This window comes from Microcoleus sp. LAD1_D5 (assembly GCF_036702115.1).
Classification (GTDB): Bacteria; Cyanobacteriota; Cyanobacteriia; order Cyanobacteriales; family Microcoleaceae; genus Microcoleus.
Genome location: NZ_JAUBSA010000092.1, coordinates 1 through 16,248 on the forward strand (window position 1 = coordinate 1; position 16,248 = coordinate 16,248).

Consider the following 16,248-nt stretch of genomic DNA (forward strand, 5'->3'; position numbering starts at 1 on the left):
AACCAAAATTGGGACGTATTCTCCGCTTATAAAGCCAGTTTAGGCTTTGTTTGGGCTTAAAATTTGTTTAAGTCCCGTTAATCGAGATGTTGGAATACAAGGCTCGATTAGTTGGAATCGAAGTAATCGTACAAGAAGAGTCCTATAGTTCGCGAGCCAGCTTCTTGGGCTTAGATTCAATACCTGTTTACGGGAAAACCGATAAAGACCCCGTTTTTACTGGCAAGCGAATCAAAAGAGGTTTGTACAAAACATCGATCGATCGGTCAATTAATTAATTCTGATGTCAACGGTTCGTACAACATCCTCAGAAAAGCAATCCCAAATGCGTTTAGCTCTCTTGATAGGGAGCTGCGTAGTTCAGCCGAGGCGGGTCAATCCGCTCAAAGTAAAAGTGAAGGGGGAGGGACTTGAAGCCTCCCATGCCTATAAATGACTATACTTTTACCAGCTATGGAATGCAAGTCGAGAGATTATTACGCTCATTAATGAGAATCAGGCGAAACAAACTACCATTTTTTCAGAGGGGCATGAGGGCTATGTCCTTGATTATATCAGTGTTCTGACTCTTGTTATCACCCCGTTAGGCGCTCTTCCCTTCTTTCCAGTTGACATCAATCGAGTTTATCAACATCGCAAAAGTTCAGCCACATGATGTAAAGAGAGATTTTCAGTTTTTCGAGAGTTAGATTAACTCGGTTCGCATCATTGCGATCGTTATTTTCACTCTCTTAACTGAAATTATGATCTTTTTGCATATTTTATCAGCCAGAAGTCTTGGCTTGTTGCCAAGATAGCGGGAAGCTGACAATCTTGCTGAGGGAAAAATAACGAGCGCGCAGAAGAATCTGCGCGAGCAGAAAGTGAGTTTCTTTCTGCCGATGATAAAGGGGGTAGCTAACCCGGATTATGAATTTCTTCCCCAGTGCGATTCCTCGACATCTCCAAACACAGGATTTTCAGATCAACCCGGTTTATGAGCGTAAGTTCCGCTCGCGTGACAAAACTAAATACTTTATTTTTGATGAAAATGTAAATCCTCCGTATCCCAATTACCCCACTGCAAACTCAGTAAATTGACGCACGTAAGGGGCTTTAAAAGCTAAAACAATATCTTCCTTGGGAACTCCGGCGGCTACTAACTCATTCGCTATTCCTGCTTCCGTTCTATCCCTCTGAATCCAAAATTTACCATCTTTTATATCAACGTGAATCACACAGCCGTAAACCCGTTTTTGCTCGTCCCAGCCCAAATGAACCACATGATAATGCTCCCGTTCGGTATCAAAAAGTAATTGAACTTCTGTTTCAGTATCCAAGTCATTCCTTGAGTGTTGAGACAGAATTGTTTGGATTAATTCTCTGTAGTTTACTCTTTCCATAAAAGTATCCCCTCTTGAATAGCATCAAAAATGAGTAATTTGAGCTGATGCTCAGCGATTAATTCTTGAATAAAACGATTACTGAAAAAATCATTATACACATCTTGGTTTATTGCTAAATACAAAATTCTGTTTGGTTGCTTTTTTCTAAGGGCAGAACGATAGCTGAGAAATTGACCCAAAGCTATATAAAAGCTGGCTAAATCAGATGCACCGATAAAAGATTTAATCTCTACAGCAATCTTGAAGCCATCTTTCTCTGCTGCTAAAATTTTCTCCCCTGCTAAGTCGATCAAAAAATCAAGTTCCTCTACCTTGATAAAAAGAGGATCGTGAGTGATGATCCATCCCTCTTTTTCTAAAGCTGAACGAACAGCATTGTGAAAGATATCTTTAGCGGACATATCATACCCACGAAATTGCTTAACCGAGCAGTATTGATTGCCATTCCGCCATCATATCATTACAGCCATTCTCGATCGCACTCCCCAAAAATTCCCCCCACTTCGCATAACTCTCCCACCCACCAGCGATAAAGCAATATCAGGTCATTCACAGCAACTAGCCCAAAAAAACAGGCTAAAGCTGCATAAAGGTGTTCTTCTTCTACGAACAGGAGCGAACACACGGGCTCGTCCCCGGACGGCGAGGGCTCTCCGAGGGAGGAGCCAAATCGATCGATCGCGTGAACCATTAACGGCGTAAAATTTAGTATTTATAAGACCACTTTGAAAGAGTAAATGCTCGACTTACTCGGAGAGCAACAGCCGGAAACATTGAATCTGCCCTGTCCGGTACCCCTGACTCAGCACCCAGCAGCAGTGTACCTCGACAGTTTGGGGAGCGAGCGGTCAAAGGCAACCATGAGAGAAGGGCTCAATATCATGGCCCGAATGCTGACAGGTGGGGAGTGTGACGCAATGACTTTGAATTGGGCGGCATTGCGCTACAGACATACGGCGGCTCTGCGCTCGGCCCTTGAGAAAAAGTACGCTCCCGCGACGGTGAACCAAATGCTGTGCGCCCTGCGACGGGTGTTGAAGGAAGCTCTGCGGTTGGATTTAATCGACCCAATAGATTACAGTAAGGCGGTGGATGTCAGGAGTATCAAGCAATCGGGAAAAGTTAGGGGGCGCGCGCTAACGCTCTGTGAGATTGCTGCATTGATGCAAAGCTGCTCTGGTAAGACCCCTATTGATGTTAGGGACTCGGCGCTGATTGCTATCTTGCGAGGGGGCGGCATCCGTCGCTCTGAAGCGGTGAATCTCTTGAAACGAGATTTCAACCTATCTACGGGAGCGCTGTTCGTCCGGGAGGGTAAGGGCAAGAAAGACAGGACGGTTTACCTCCCGGAGTCTGCTTGCGTTTTAGTGTCCGAGTGGCTGGAGTTGAGGGGAGAGGCTCCGGGGCCTCTGTTGTACCCGATTCGGAAGGGGGGAGAAATTCAGCGGCGGCGGATGACGGAGGATGGTGTGTTGAAGATTGTGCAGCGGCGGGCGTTTCTCGCTGGGGTGGAGTCCTTTAGTCCCCACGACTTCCGGCGCACGTTTTGCTCGGACCTCCTTGATGCTGGGGTGGATATTGTGACGGTGCAAAAGTTGGCGGGTCATGCTTCTCCGGTAACTACGGCCAAATATGACAGGCGTGGGGAGGAAACTAAGCGGCGGGCCGTGCAGCATTTGGAATTTTAGGGCGCGCTTGAGAGATACACGGCAGGTGCGCCCCGCGAAGAGAGCGCAGTAAGCTGCTCCTGAGCGTTCCAACAACGAAAATACCTCTTCCGTGTGCCAGCTTGGGTGTCGGAATTCGACAGCTACTTCGATCCAAGGGGGAACCTGTTCTAGAAAATAGGCTAGACGGGCAGAGTCACAACCGAACTGGGGAGAGAGCTGGACGAGCAAAATACCCAATCGGTCGCCTAGGCATTGAAGTCCCTCACTCATGCGTTCCAACCACTTTTGGGGCGAATAAAGACGCTTGGAGTGCGGAGCCGACCACCTCCGGCAGTCCAACGTATCGCCGGGACAATTATCCCTGTTCCCGGATGATGCGGTGGATTGGGATATCATGAATTTTTCTGGGGAATCGGCACGGGGCAATTAATTTGATCCGAACCTGCCGCCATTCGTTTAATAAGCTCAAAAGCGGCCGTGCAATCTCCTAATGATCAGTGTCCGCCGTTGAGAGGAACATACTGATAATCTTTGTAATAATAGCTCCAGTTTCCGGCCCATTGCGCTACCCATTCCATCAAACAATCAGAGCGCTTTGCCAACTTCAAAACCGGCAAACTGTGAAGCCGACAGCAGTAATTTAAAATTTTGATATCGAAAGCAGAATTGTAGATTAATACTCGTTTATCTTTGAGGGCTGCATCCGTGGGATAGACTTCGGGGAAGGTAGGAGCATCGGCTACCATTGTATCGCTAATGCCGTGAATATCTGTTACTTCTGCAGGTATCGGAATTGAGGGCTTTATGAGCGTATCTAGCAACATTTCACCGCAATGATTGATAATGGCTATCTCTACAATCTCAGCACGCACGAGCCCCGTAGTTTCAGTATCCAGAATCACCCAATCGTTCTGGCTTAATTGTTCTCTTGCCCAAAGAACAGCACTCACCCTATCTTTTTCTATGAAACCTACTTCTCGATACCACTCTCGATAATCCCGCTTGATTTTGGCCTTGAGGCGGTTGGCAGCCAGGGTTTCCAATTGTTTGGGAGATGGCTTTCTTTTGGGTCGGCAGGATTCGGGATTAGTCGAATCGTAGAGGAACACATCGTATTTTCGGGTTGGGATAACGCCTGAAGGTTTCAGAGGCGATAAACCAAGTTCACCCAGTTGCTTTTTAGTTTTCAGGTGCGGTGGCGGTTCGTTGGATTCGCCCCACCAACTGTACTTTGTGAGTTCCACTATTGCAGTTTCCCCATCTCTGCCATTTTATTATCGCATCATTGAGGAGAATAAAAGCAACTACGAATACCGTATTTCTTGGTAATTGAGCGCTGGCTTTTTACTCAAATTTGATACTATTCCACAATCTTTCCAAAGGTTGACTCAAGGGCATGATACCAGTCTTTCGCTTTCTGGAAAGCTTTACCTCCCGTACCGCAGCCAAACACATCTCGACTGCTTGCTGTGACTCCCAATTTCAGTAGTTTTAAGCTCAACCAAAGTGCTTTATCTGGCTGAGTAGGAACCAGGGCAATGACTTCACTTACTGTATCGACTTCACTGCTTCCCCGACTGCTCAGTAGCGCCATTACCCTCGCCAATGCCTTCGAGCGCTCTGGTTCAGGAAGTAAGGAAGTAGTGCTGGAATCCTTATCCTGCAACACTTCACTAGCTTCATCTGCCACTTTTTCCGCTTCACCTTCTGATGAAGTAGCAGTATCTTGCCGTGCAGTAAGTTCATCCGCCTGCCAGGATTCTAGGAGCCTTTTCTTGGCTAATTCCCATAGTGCTTGAGAGTCTTCTGATTCCTGAAGAGGAGCCAACTCAGTTGCTTGAGTTGTTTCACTATTTACGGGAGTTTCTAGTTGGGATGCCTGGTTGGAAAGCTCTCGTTTCCATTTGCTCAAGTCGGGTACAACAGCCGGGAATTCGCCTAACTCGCAGCTAATCCATGCCGCTCTATTTCCCAACGATTCCAAGTAATCTCGAACTTGTTGGTAGTTGGCGTATTGCTCGGAATCCTTGGGAAATTTGTTGCCGTAGGATTCACATTCTTCTACGGCCAACTTGCCCAAGAAAATAGAGCAGAAACATTCGAGCAAATCGCTCTCGCCTTGCAATCGCCAGGTAATTATTTGTCTACCTTGAGCTAAGGCAAATATCCGCATTTTTAGTTCTCGACCCAGGGTAAGATTTTCTCCCTGCAAATCCTTGGCTGATGGTGAGATTATCTGTTTAGTTTTGCGATTGATAATGGCTTTAATATTTCGGCTTTGAGCCTTCCATTCATCAAAGGCTATGCTCCAGCTCGGAAAGTCAATGCCCTTCGCCATCAGTTCGGTACGCCGGATTCTTTCAGCCCGAATGGATAGCATCGAATGCCGAATTGCTTCATAATCTTCTGGGACTCCGATTACCTCGATAAACTGCCACTGGTGAGGTTTTCTTTTGATAGTGCAAACGAACTTTTTATCTGAGGGAATGACATCCATCAACCAATCTACCAGTGTCGTTTTTCCACTATTCGTGGCACCCACAGCACGGATGTGAGAAAAGTTGTCAGGAGTCTGCCTAAACTGCTTCCAATCAAAGAACTTCACTCCTAAATTGGGAGTTATTGCCAGTTCTACGCCCAATAATTGATTGTTGTTTGGTGCGGATGCTGCGTGTGGTGCCAGTTCCGCATTTTCAACTTCCTCGGACTTTGATTCCATTGGAGCGGGTAAAGATGCGGGGGTGGCGGCGGTTCAAGCCTCCAACAGTTCGGGATTCTTCTCCAAATAAAGTGTGTTGTAGCCGTCGTAGAGTTCGCGTTGGAAGTCCTTCACTCTCAAATCAGCGGCAATCGCTGTTTTCTGGATTTCTTCCTCATCCAAAATGTCGCTTGTAGTTGCTTCTAACTGCTTTTGCCGAGCCTCAAATATCGCAGCCTCTTCCTCGTTCTTTCTCTGCTTCACCGATGCTGCACCCGATGCAAAACTAACCCGCACCAAGGCTCATTGCACCAATTACGCCGGATGCAGTACGCAGCAGCCCCCAGCCTTGATGCAGCTTCACAAACTTAGCATTCTTGGGATACTGGGAACCCGTTACCACAACAGGCGTACAGGGATTTGTAGCTCCATTGCAGTAGCTGATGTGTTTGTCGAAGTACCCGAACAAGGCTAAACCCGCTACATCCGATACCCACAATCACACAGGCGATCACACTTTTCATCGGGTCAGCCTCCGCAGCAGTGTAACCAACAAAAGCAGCGCCACCGACACACCGACAATCGCGACAAGCTGCCACACAGGGATTAAGCCAAAGCCGACACTTAAAGGCATATTTGCCAGTAGCCACGCTACATCCCAAAATGCCACTATAGTTCCGACAATCACTACCAATCCGCTAATCCGCCTCATGGATAGTAAATAAGGCGTTGGGTTTTTCGGTTTTACTACAAACAGGAACCCGGCTACTAAAACCACTGCGACGAGCATTACAGGAGCACTGAGAATCCTCGCCACGTGAGCAATTGACAACCCAACCGCAAACCAAAATCCTTGACCGCAGAAGCTATTTAAGTTCTTGAGAAACCTCAATTGGTCTGATTCTTCTAGGTCGGGGAGTTGTGGTTGTTGTGAAGGTGGAAAGACAGGGGGATTTTGAGGTTTGGGGATGAGAAATGGCGGTAACTGCATGGCTACTTCCCTGAGAAATAATCAAAGGCTTTACCGCCCCATTTTTTTAGCCAACCGCTTGCCTTGCTAGCGTTATTGCTAGCGTTATTGCTAGCGTTATTGCTAGCGTTATTGGCAGCAGGACTTAATTGTTTGCTGCTAGATGGTGGCAAACCATATTTCCCGCGAGTACCGTAAGCGAACAAGTCTTTTATCCTATTTCTCTCTTCGCTTTTTGCCTCTTGAGCTGCTTGTCGATCCGCATAGCTGGCTGCTTCTTTGTCAGGTTTTTGGGATAGCGCCTCTTTTTGACGGGCTAATTTGTTAGCTACGATCTGAAGAGAAATCTCCAGATCGTATTCGGCTAAATCACCGTAATCGATAACTTCTTGGTCGAGAAGTCTGACACCAACATCCGAATCTTTGGCTAGCTTTTTAGTATTGGCCTGCCAACCTTTCCATGCCAAGAATACGTCGAGTGTGGCTCGATCGATCTTCTCCATGCCCTTGGCACCGGCTTTGACGCATCGGGCTACAAACTCGTTGTATTTGACAACGCCGTCAATATAATCGTTGACGTGTTTTTCTAGTTTATCGAGGTTGTCAATGAGAAACTTGATTTCTTCAACCGAATCTACGAATGCCCCCAATTCTTCCTCGGACATCCCCGCAAAAGCTGATGGGTCGAAACCGTAGTATCCCTGAAAAGTAGTCAACATTTCAGGTGCGCTATCAAATGCTTTGACTTTCCCGACTAAGGCTGGGGCGATGGCTCCACCGCCTGTGTATTTAACAATTTGGCTCATGATTTTTCTCCTTTAATCTTGCGGCTTGTTAATGGGATGCGATAAGCTTTTTAAGAGGGACAAAAAAGCCCCTCGAACATTACCTGGTTTCCTAGTTTTTTGGTAGTTGTGAAGCAACCAACGGTTGCAATAAACCCCTTAACTCTTGGGGAAGCACCATCAACGCCCGTCGGTCGCCCTTGGTTTCCTTATACCGAACGGCTGCGTTGAGGAGCGACATCGGAATCTCAAATTCTTTGTATTGGATAGTGGATTCTTGCCACAACTCCACCCAAGTTCGCGCGGCTTTGTCGCTGACCATTTCCGACATGAGCGCGGGGATGTTATCTCTAGTTAAAACTACGCCCAGTGCTGTTATTGCTGACTTCTGCACATACAAGTCGATGAACAGGGGGAGGTAAGTTTTCCAGATTTCGGGATTGTTAGTTGCAAAGAGTTCATCTATCGTCTCAATTTGGCTCATGGTTTGTGTCTTTTAGTTAATACAAAGTGTTCTAATTGATGTAAAATTGATTACTTCCCCCCAAGTGACGGTGCAAATTGATAGTTGTTGTTCGTGCTGTTGTCGATATTCTGGTCGCCTTGAACTACGGTTGGGGGTATATCTTTTACGGCTTGCCGATAACCGTCGTGGTAGATAGATTGACCTGCGTAAAGTAGCATAGCGGGAATAGCTGAGAATAGAAGTGATGCACAAATGACCGAGAGCTTATCCGACATGGTTGTTACCTCAAAGTTTCATTGAGACTGAATGAAATGTAAACCTGTCCTTGACTGCTACATTTAATATGAGCCGGAATGTAACCCAGAATCTGACAAATTCCCTGCCAAAACATCTCTTTACAAATTAGGTAGTTGTCGGGGATTTGCCCTTTGCGGTACACAGCCCACGCCATGTCTACAGATTTGACAATTGCCTCTGGTACTGGGTCTAGTTCCACTAACTGCTTTACTGTTTCTAATTCGCTGCTCATTTCTTGTTACCTCATTAACTACGCTCCTTTAGAGAAGTTGATATTGATAGCATCGCGTCGTTTCCACCACGTCATTAATCGACTTATCCAGCCTTTTCTATTACCTCGAACCTCATCTTCACTTTCAGGCTCATCCTCATCATCCTCATCCTCATCCTCATCCTCATCCTCATCTTCTGCGACTGGTGGACTGTGCCAATTGCAGTTAGGTCTGTCTATCCAGTAAGGGTAAACTCGAACAGGTTTTCCATTTACCCTATCGACAAGATTAATTCCTGCCACATTGCATTCAGCGTAGAATTCGTCTTCTTCTGTAAGAACTGCGGCTGATAGCAACTTTCGATTGTTCACGCGCACCCTCCTACCAATACTGCCACTTCGCTAATTCCAATTGCAGCCAGCTTAGACTTAACGATCCGCCACAATCTCAATCCAGGACACACTAAATACAACTCAATGAAACCGTAACTTTCCAGCATCAGACAAACCTCATTAGCGCGATTGTTTCTTCAGCATAATTATCATCACTTGTGGGAGAATAGCCCGCAGAGGTAATAGCTTCAGTGCGGGCTTTTTCCTGAAGCCGGTAAATGAGAAAAATCAGCAATTTATCTACTACCTGCTTCTGTTGTGAGCTTAGTTGTCTGAGTTGTCGAAGTTCTCGCAGTCGAGCGATGCAGCTAGCATTTTTTTTGGCTCCGTTTCCCTGGTTTCCAATGCTAAACGTCCACTGTCTATCCCTCCAATGAAAACATCAAGTGCATCAAATATTTCGTTGCCCAAATCACCAAAATCTCCGTTAGCGATATCTTCCAGAGCATCGGAAATACCGCCTCCAAAGATAAAATCCTTGGTACTCTGCCTTACTTTTTGCCTCGCCTCGTTCAGTTTTGCTTGGACGTTGTTCAAACCTTGTTCTGCATTCTCGGTAGAACGGGTTGTGCGTTTTTGTTTACCCGCGCTGCTATTTTGAGCTGCCTTAGCTTGCTCTACTGCTTTCTTATCTGTCGTGTTCATGATGGTAAAACTCCTCAATGATTTGATTGATTGATTGGATAGCTTTAGTCCTGCCTCGTTCCTTGACTAGCTGCCTGAACAACCACATGATTTCGCTGTCGGCTCTGTCAAATCCCTTGCGCCGTCGCGCTCGCGTGCGTTTGGGCGAAACTTCTTTGTCGGTCGGGGTTTCTTCCGATTCTGAGACTTCAATTTCTTCAACACCCTCCTGCAATCGAATAAGTTCTAATTCTTTGAGTACCGCAGCATCCCGCCTCAGTTGAGTTAGAGAAATATTCATTGCACCGGCTAGCGTTCCGTTCGTCGTCCAGTCAATTTGTTCGGGAATTATTGCTGATAGCGGTCGAAACATGGTCGTTACTTGGTTGTTTCCCAGGCGTTAAATGGTCGGGCAATCTTTTACCAACCACTTAACGACCGCATGAAAATCAAAAAAAATTATTTCCTTTCCGGCGGGCTAAATGATTTGGCATCCCAGATACCCCAGACTTCGCGGGCAGAAGCTACGGCATCTTGAAGCGCTTCTACTTGCGATCGCCCGAAAACTATAATCTGGCGGGGTGGATTGTACTTGCGGGTAACGGTAACGCTCCACTTGAATTGATGGCTTTTGAGTGCTTTCATCGATCGTCCCTCCCGTCGCCTGGAGAAGGTGCAGCTTCCGATGAAGCTAAGAGGGAACCGGAGAACAAGCGAATTAGGCGCAGCGCTTCGGGTTCAGAGAGCCAAACATCCAAGTGTTCCAAGGAATCTCCAAACAAATCCGATAGTTCGCATTCAAAGAGCGCTTGGAGTACCGTCGATGAATAGTGTTGAGCGTAGGTTATCGCTTCAATCAGGGCAAGCTTTTGGATGCGGTTGCAAGTGCTCAGCAGCGATTGCCAACAGGTGTGGAGTTGGCGGCGGGAGAATTGGTCGGCTATGGCCTCCACTAGGGCTACCCCTTCGGATTCACTTGGCAAGAAATCGAAATCTTGGGGCCAGCGAGTGCCAAAGCATTCAACAGTACCGCACTCTTTAATAGAGCGGGTGAGCGTGTCCCTTTGGCGCAGCGAATAAACGGCCGCTTCCATCAAAACCCAAAGAGCGGGTTCTGCCATCGCGTCCGCGGATGCCAACAGCGAACGGTACAAAGAAGCGCTCGCCACCCCTGGCGTTGCAGCAGCAGCGGACACCTCAACCGTTAGCGGTATCGGTATTTGTGTCATGATTGAAAAACCTCATTAATGTGAGTGCCACACCCCGCCCTTTGAGATTGCGAGTCATGGGGGGCGGGGTTTGGTTTTGGTGTTAAACTATGTCTGTGTATGCACATACATAATTATGTATGCACAGACATAACACTTTTGCTTCTGGGTTGTCAAGCCCTATGATGAAAATTGTTATTTGTGCATACACAGACATGACCAGAAAACCCGCAGAACGTAGCGCTTGGGGCGAAAACAAAGAGCGCTACAGCATTTTTGTAACTCCTACCGCGATGAAGGCGATCGACAGCAGGGCTGAGGCTCTTGACATCTCGCGCTCTGAATTCTTGGAACAGTTCGCCCGTCAGATGGTGGGGATGACCGATACTGAAATAGCAAAGGAGGATAGGGAGGAATTGACCAAAAGTGTTGGAGCAGAGTATCGCATTAGCCCGCGAAGAACTTGCTGGCAGGGGTTTGTTTCTCAAGCGCAAGGCTAAGGGCGATCGCGCTCAACTGCTAAAAAATCAAATTATGGAATGGGAAACACTACTTGAAAAACTAGGCTGAACTGCGGGTATACACCAAGATTTGTTTATCTCGCGTTTGGTGTATACCCAAAACAGCAACGCCAAGTGTGCTGGATTAAAAGTTCAAAATGTCTCAGATTTTTTGCCAAAAGCTTTTGTGGACTGCATTTAGGTAGAACCAGAGCTAAGAACGGCATTTCAATTTTTTTGAGTTCCACGACCCCCCAAACCCTTACTATAAAAAGCTGGAGGCGTTTTAAAATACATCCATTTAAAGGAGTGACTGCAATGATTGGATGGCCGTTTAGCAAAAGTGAGGATGACGATTCGGAGCAGGAAAACAGACATTCGGCGTCATCTGAAGAAGATTGCAAGGAGATGGAAAAAAAGTATGGGTGGGAACTCAAAAGAGTCGAACAAAACGAGGACGATTCAGACCTATCAGTCGATTGCGTGTTTAAGGGCAAGCAGACGAGTTTTTGGGATATGTGGGGCGACCATCAAGATAATAGGGATGAGGGCAAGGTATAAACAATGACATTACTCGAACAAATAACACCAACTGAAGACATCGAACTTTACGACCCATTGGCAAGCAAGTCTACGCTGAGCCTTTACCTAGTCAAAGAGCAAGAAAAATGGATTCCTATCGAGAGCAAAGAGCTTGTTATTGGGAAACAGTTGACTCGACTGTTACAGCTTTCTCACGATTCGCGTCCTCTACTGAAGCGCAAGGTCAAAGTTGGAGAACGGCTCACTTACCACGTTAAAAAAGAGGGTAGCCCTTGGAAAGCTTACCTTGTCACTCCCTCGGACTGGGTAGTGGTCAGAGTGTTTCGGTACGAAGCCGACCTATCAGAGGTTGAAGGGGATATGCCAGAGTTTCGGGACGTACAGATTGCTTACTGCGAGCGCCAGCCTTTGATGCCAGAGGAAGCTGAAGCAATGACTTATGAGATTGTTAGCCAGGTTTCCGTTGATTCATGCGGTGGCGACAGGGAAGCTTATCAGAAATTCCTTGCCAGCGAGCAATCTAAGCCATACGTTCGAGTTTAAAATTGGAGGATCTATCAACTCATGGAATTACAGAGGCCCTTGGCAACAACCGAAGAGCCTCGCAGCCCAAGACCAGACCAAAAAAAAGAGTCCGCTATCTATAGAAGAGACGGCGAACAACCAAATAAAAAACTTTAGATTCATCATAGTTCATATCTGCCATTACCGCAAAATTTGCACCTTTGTAAATCAACGGTAGTTACAGCAGAGCCGTCTCTTCTACATTTAGCGGGTTTTTGCAATAAAAACCAGTTAGCACCGCTATGAGTAGCGAGAGAGGCATCTATGAACGTTGTACAGCAAATTCAATCTACCGCGTACCTTTCCCCCAAACACAAAAGCCACATTGAGAGCCGGGGGCTGCTCAACGATTGGAGTTACGCCAACTGCCGAACCGCATCTGCGGACGAGGCATCAGTTTACTTGGGCTACGCGGCGAAGTCTGGCGGCATCCTCTTTCTGGGAAAAACAACGCAATTCCAATTCAGACCGGACAAGCCTTGGAAATCAGAAAGCTGCAAAAAAGCACCCAAATATCGGACGCCGGTGGGTGAATACGACGCATTTTTGCCCCAGCATCCCACCGACAAAAACTACTGGGAGCCAGAAAGTCTCAAGCAGCACTGCTACCGCATCAACGACCATCCGTGCATTGTCCTCACTGAAGGCCCGTTCAAAGGAATCGCCGGGTGCGCTAACGACATCCCAACTATTGCACTGCTGGGCGTTTCAATGGGTCTAACCTCTAAAAAAGGAGACATTCAAGGCAAGCGCTACTTGGTCGAAACTTTAGAAAAGTACGCCCGTGCCGGCTTCGGGTTTATCTTTGCCTTCGATGCCGACGCCGCCACCAACCCAAACGTCACCTGGGAACAGAGGAAACTCGGTCTTGTGTTGTTAAAGTTCGACGTTCCGGTCTACAGTGCAACTGGAGGTTGGGATGCGGGCACCGAAGGCGAGACAAAAGGCATGGACGATTTGATTCAACGAAAAAGCATTGAAGCTTTTAGAAAAGTGCTGGCCACGTCCGTTACTTTTAAGGACTGGGAATCAAAAACCTTTGGAGGCAACGGCGGCAGTGGTGGAACTAGAGACAGATACTTAGTCCCCAAGTCCACAACGTTTGAGGTACACTGCCTCAAGAATTTATTCGGAGATGATTGGATAGTTGTCAATGATGCTTTCTACCAATGGAACGGGCGCTATTGGCAGTTCCAAGATGAAGCGGACGTAAACAAACTCATCGGCGACTTTACGGAGAATTGCTACGAAACAGCAGAAGTCGGCAAAAAGTTTAAGTTCGGCACTAACAAATTCTTAGATTCGGCTTTTAAATATTGCCGGAAGGTGCTGCACCAGAAGGTTGACACTTCTCGAAACCACCTCAAATCGTTCTCCAACGGCACTGTAGATTTGAGGACTGGCGAACTGTTCCCACACGACAAGGAACATTACCTGCTTTCTTGTTCCCCCTGCGATTATGTGCCGGGGTCAGAATGTCCAGCCGAATTTAAGCAATTCATACTTTCTGCCTACGGTGTCGAACAGATAGAAGTCATCAGGGCCGTAACTTCGATGTACTTAGACCCAACCGCACCTTACGGGAAATTTGCTTACTTGATTGGGGATAGCGGTAGCGGGAAAGGCGTGATGCTGCGGACTTGGGCAAACTTACTTGGCGAAGAAAACAGCGTCAGTTCCAATAGCTTGACCGAACTGACAAAACCTGAAGGTCGGCATCAGCTATTAACTGGTAAATCCTTGTTTTACATCCCCGACGCTGGCGGATTTCTGAGCGGACTCAAAGCTTTTTACGAGTTGGTGGACAACGGCGGCATTTCGGGACGGGCGCTATTTTCTGCATCGGCTTACCAGAAAAAATGGAACGTGCGATTTGCGATCGCCTCCGTCGAGCACATCCAAACGGAGAATAGCGGCGACGGTTGGGACAGGCGCTGCATTCCGCTACAAACCCGGCCCCGCATCGCCAACATTGAAGATCCGGATCTAGGACGCAAACTATCGGCAGAGCTGGGTTCCATCGCTGGTTGGGCGCTATCAATGGACAAGACAGAACGCAACCGCATTTTGCTCGTGCCGTCAACCAACCCGTCAATTGTCGCGTTGAAACAAGACGGCGCAATTCTGGGGGATAGCGTCCGTTCGTTTGTCGATCGCTGTTTGAGATCGGGTGGCGATAGTTACGTCGGTAGTGATCTGCACAGTTGGTACGCGGCATATTGCAAAGCCCACAATCTCTCGCCAAGCGGTTACAACAAATTCGTTCACCACTTGCAGCGAGTATTGTCAAATCACTGGCGAGCTTCCGAGGTTGTGCGAGAAGGCGACAAAATCAAGCGCATTCCGGCTCAGTGGCGGGGACTTCAGATTTTACCGTGCTTTGTTGATGTAGCAGTCGCGGAGGATGAAGGTGGCAGCAACCGACCGCACATCCCGAACTGGGCTTGCATCAAAACTATTTGTGCTGATGGCGGATTGCAAGAATTAACTCAAACCCGCACGGTTACAGGCACTTCAGCGATTGCAGAAATTCCAGCACATTCTCAAATAGCTCAAACCGTTGTGGTTACAGACGTTACCAGCAATTCTGAAATTGTTACAACATCTAAAAACCCTACAACCCGCATGGTTACAGACGTTACAGCGTTACATGGTAAAAGTAGCCAGTATGAAAAGACCTCATCATACGAGATCACAGATGATCTTAATAACACGGCTGAAGGTGAACCCTTAACTGATGTAACTCCTGTAACCACAACTGTTACACCCACTTTTGAGTCCTCAGAAAAATCTTGTAACAGCTCAAAAACTTGTAACAACCCTCAGCTATCCGAGCCAGGGACGATCGCCCCTCTGGAATCCACACCAATAGAGCCAACCGAACCAACAGAGCCGCCGAGCGTCCCGATGGTGAATTGGAATGTCGGCGAGCGAGTAAAAGTTTCGACCCAGTATCCCGGAGCTCAAGAATATATAGACGAGCGGGCCACCGTAGTTAAGGTGTGGAGCGATGGGCTATGCCGGATTGAGCTTGACCGCGAGATTTCAGTCATTGGAGGTAAACCTACCAAACAATTCAACCTTAACGGGCGTTACTTGATTTCAGAGTTCGCGACCGACTCAAATCTCAACGAAGAGGAACTAGAACTCGTTAACCTGATGCGGTTCGCGGTTACACAATCAGACCCCCTAGTTACCGATGCCGTGAAAATAAGTCTCACGGAAACTTGCGACAAAGGTTTCGCTAACCGAAAAAAAGTTTGGGGAGCGTTGACGGCGAGTGAGCGAACTGTATTTAAAGCGCTACTAGCTGAGTTAGAAGCTCAGCCTCAGCCGAAACAGTTACCTCACACCCCCGCCCCGGTCGAGTCCGAGCCAAAAACTCTATCTGCCCTAATCGAACTCTCGAAGCGGGAGTGGGAACAGCCGACAACAGAAGCAGTGACCCAAGGAGAGCCAATACTGAGGCAGGCGCTAGAACAGTCATCTGTGCCGATTGCCTCGGAGGAGTCAGAGCCAGAACAGGAATTGCCAATCTTCACAGCAGATACTGAAGCGCATCAGCTTGATTTGCTGCCAGATTTCAAGCCGCTTTCAGACTCCGATAGGAGATTTTCGCCCGAATCTGAAGATTGGGTTTAATCCAAGAACACACTGCGAGCCTTGTCCAGTCTAGGCTTTCGTCTCTCTGTATCGATCTTGGCTCTTAGTCAGCTTCACTCCAAGTAAGTGAGTTGACGGGGTGACAAGCAGATTGAAAGCAAAGGTGCGTCAAGGCTTTGAGTTGAGTGACCAAGCGAAAAGATACGCTTGCTGTAATTCAATCCAGATGCAGCAACTTGACTATTAATTCAATTCAGATGCAGCAACTTGACTATTAATTCAATTCAGATGCAGCAACTTGACTATTAATTCAATTCAGATGCAGCAACTT

General features: G+C 47.3%; 22 protein-coding genes and 2 pseudogenes. 6 read left to right on the plus strand and 18 right to left on the minus strand.

The genetic code is table 11. The features are described 5' to 3' along the window. Positions 1–77: 77 nt before the first annotated feature. Positions 78–436, plus strand: a pseudogene (locus QUA70_RS25180) (zinc ribbon domain-containing protein); the annotation flags it as partial. A gap of 616 nt (positions 437–1,052) precedes the next feature. Here QUA70_RS25180 and QUA70_RS25185 read toward each other — a convergent pair. The 3 genes from QUA70_RS25185 to QUA70_RS25195 are packed head-to-tail and all read right to left on the minus strand — an operon-like array spanning position 1,053 to position 2,076. Further along, complete coding sequence (locus tag QUA70_RS25185; RefSeq protein ID WP_106332496.1) at positions 1,053–1,382, minus strand: XisI protein; 330 nt, start codon at positions 1,380–1,382, stop codon at positions 1,053–1,055. Further along, positions 1,370–1,786 carry a XisH family protein gene (locus QUA70_RS25190; RefSeq protein WP_333193701.1) on the minus strand — a complete coding sequence of 139 codons (417 nt, stop codon included), beginning with the start codon at positions 1,784–1,786 and terminating at the stop codon, positions 1,370–1,372. The genes QUA70_RS25185 and QUA70_RS25190 overlap by 13 nt, the downstream gene beginning before the upstream one ends. A 59-nt stretch (positions 1,787–1,845) precedes the next feature. Further along, positions 1,846–2,076 (minus strand): hypothetical protein, encoded by a 231-nt coding sequence (locus tag QUA70_RS25195; RefSeq protein ID WP_333335455.1) that lies wholly within the window; start codon positions 2,074–2,076, stop codon positions 1,846–1,848. A 46-nt stretch (positions 2,077–2,122) separates the two neighbouring features. Here QUA70_RS25195 and QUA70_RS25200 point away from each other — a divergent pair, with 46 nt between their 5' ends. Continuing rightward, complete coding sequence (locus tag QUA70_RS25200) at positions 2,123–3,073, plus strand: tyrosine-type recombinase/integrase (protein ID WP_333335452.1); 951 nt, start codon at positions 2,123–2,125, stop codon at positions 3,071–3,073. 96 nt (positions 3,074–3,169) lie between these two features. Here QUA70_RS25200 and QUA70_RS25205 read toward each other — a convergent pair. The 15 genes and pseudogenes from QUA70_RS25205 to QUA70_RS25275 form a co-directional block, all read right to left on the minus strand. Continuing rightward, a pseudogene (locus QUA70_RS25205) lies at positions 3,170–3,451 on the minus strand (DUF72 domain-containing protein); the annotation flags it as partial. A 98-nt stretch (positions 3,452–3,549) separates the two neighbouring features. Further along, a complete protein-coding gene (locus tag QUA70_RS25210) occupies positions 3,550–4,299 on the minus strand; it encodes a 3'-5' exonuclease (protein ID WP_333335449.1) in 750 nt (249 codons plus the stop codon). 116 nt (positions 4,300–4,415) lie between these two features. Continuing rightward, positions 4,416–5,774 carry a hypothetical protein gene (locus tag QUA70_RS25215; RefSeq protein WP_333335446.1) on the minus strand — a complete coding sequence of 453 codons (1,359 nt, stop codon included), beginning with the start codon at positions 5,772–5,774 and terminating at the stop codon, positions 4,416–4,418. Positions 5,775–5,807: 33 nt separating this feature from the next. Then, a complete protein-coding gene (locus QUA70_RS25220) occupies positions 5,808–6,053 on the minus strand; it encodes a hypothetical protein (protein ID WP_333335444.1) in 246 nt (81 codons plus the stop codon). Beyond that, a complete protein-coding gene (locus QUA70_RS25225) occupies positions 6,040–6,252 on the minus strand; it encodes a hypothetical protein (protein WP_333335441.1) in 213 nt (70 codons plus the stop codon). The genes QUA70_RS25220 and QUA70_RS25225 overlap by 14 nt, the downstream gene beginning before the upstream one ends. A gap of 21 nt (positions 6,253–6,273) precedes the next feature. Next, positions 6,274–6,744, minus strand: coding sequence for a hypothetical protein (locus tag QUA70_RS25230; RefSeq protein WP_333335438.1), 471 nt, complete (start codon positions 6,742–6,744; stop codon positions 6,274–6,276). Positions 6,745–6,746: 2 nt separating this feature from the next. After that, a complete protein-coding gene (locus QUA70_RS25235) occupies positions 6,747–7,529 on the minus strand; it encodes a hypothetical protein (RefSeq protein WP_333335436.1) in 783 nt (260 codons plus the stop codon). 91 nt (positions 7,530–7,620) lie between these two features. Next, on the minus strand, positions 7,621–7,992 hold the full coding sequence (locus QUA70_RS25240) for a hypothetical protein (RefSeq protein WP_333335434.1): 372 nt from the start codon (positions 7,990–7,992) through the stop codon (positions 7,621–7,623). Positions 7,993–8,042: 50 nt separating this feature from the next. After that, positions 8,043–8,249 (minus strand): hypothetical protein, encoded by a 207-nt coding sequence (locus QUA70_RS25245; RefSeq protein WP_333335432.1) that lies wholly within the window; start codon positions 8,247–8,249, stop codon positions 8,043–8,045. 5 nt (positions 8,250–8,254) lie between these two features. Next, the gene (locus QUA70_RS25250; protein ID WP_333335430.1) at positions 8,255–8,503 is read right to left on the minus strand and encodes a hypothetical protein; all 249 of its coding nucleotides are present in this window, start codon (positions 8,501–8,503) and stop codon (positions 8,255–8,257) included. A gap of 18 nt (positions 8,504–8,521) precedes the next feature. Next, entirely contained in the window at positions 8,522–8,854 is a 333-nt protein-coding gene (locus QUA70_RS25255) for a hypothetical protein (RefSeq protein ID WP_333335427.1), read from the minus strand. Positions 8,855–9,139: 285 nt separating this feature from the next. Then, positions 9,140–9,520 carry a hypothetical protein gene (locus QUA70_RS25260; protein WP_333335424.1) on the minus strand — a complete coding sequence of 127 codons (381 nt, stop codon included), beginning with the start codon at positions 9,518–9,520 and terminating at the stop codon, positions 9,140–9,142. Beyond that, positions 9,504–9,872, minus strand: a complete 369-nt coding sequence (locus QUA70_RS25265) for a hypothetical protein (RefSeq protein ID WP_333335422.1) — start codon at positions 9,870–9,872, stop codon at positions 9,504–9,506. The genes QUA70_RS25260 and QUA70_RS25265 overlap by 17 nt, the downstream gene beginning before the upstream one ends. An 86-nt stretch (positions 9,873–9,958) precedes the next feature. Next, positions 9,959–10,144, minus strand: a complete 186-nt coding sequence (locus QUA70_RS25270) for a hypothetical protein (protein WP_333335420.1) — start codon at positions 10,142–10,144, stop codon at positions 9,959–9,961. Continuing rightward, positions 10,141–10,728, minus strand: coding sequence for a hypothetical protein (locus tag QUA70_RS25275; protein ID WP_333335417.1), 588 nt, complete (start codon positions 10,726–10,728; stop codon positions 10,141–10,143). Before QUA70_RS25275 ends, QUA70_RS25270 begins: the two co-directional genes overlap by 4 nt. A gap of 194 nt (positions 10,729–10,922) precedes the next feature. Here QUA70_RS25275 and QUA70_RS25280 point away from each other — a divergent pair, with 194 nt between their 5' ends. The 4 genes from QUA70_RS25280 to QUA70_RS25295 all read left to right on the plus strand — a co-directional run bounded on the left by QUA70_RS25280 (position 10,923) and on the right by QUA70_RS25295 (position 15,956). Further along, positions 10,923–11,207 carry a hypothetical protein gene (locus QUA70_RS25280; RefSeq protein ID WP_333335414.1) on the plus strand — a complete coding sequence of 95 codons (285 nt, stop codon included), beginning with the start codon at positions 10,923–10,925 and terminating at the stop codon, positions 11,205–11,207. A 318-nt stretch (positions 11,208–11,525) separates the two neighbouring features. After that, positions 11,526–11,768 (plus strand): hypothetical protein, encoded by a 243-nt coding sequence (locus tag QUA70_RS25285; protein WP_333099369.1) that lies wholly within the window; start codon positions 11,526–11,528, stop codon positions 11,766–11,768. A gap of 3 nt (positions 11,769–11,771) precedes the next feature. Further along, on the plus strand, positions 11,772–12,293 hold the full coding sequence (locus tag QUA70_RS25290) for a hypothetical protein (protein WP_333335411.1): 522 nt from the start codon (positions 11,772–11,774) through the stop codon (positions 12,291–12,293). Positions 12,294–12,578: 285 nt separating this feature from the next. Next, complete coding sequence (locus QUA70_RS25295) at positions 12,579–15,956, plus strand: DUF3854 domain-containing protein (protein WP_333335408.1); 3,378 nt, start codon at positions 12,579–12,581, stop codon at positions 15,954–15,956. Positions 15,957–16,248: the final 292 nt, after the last annotated feature.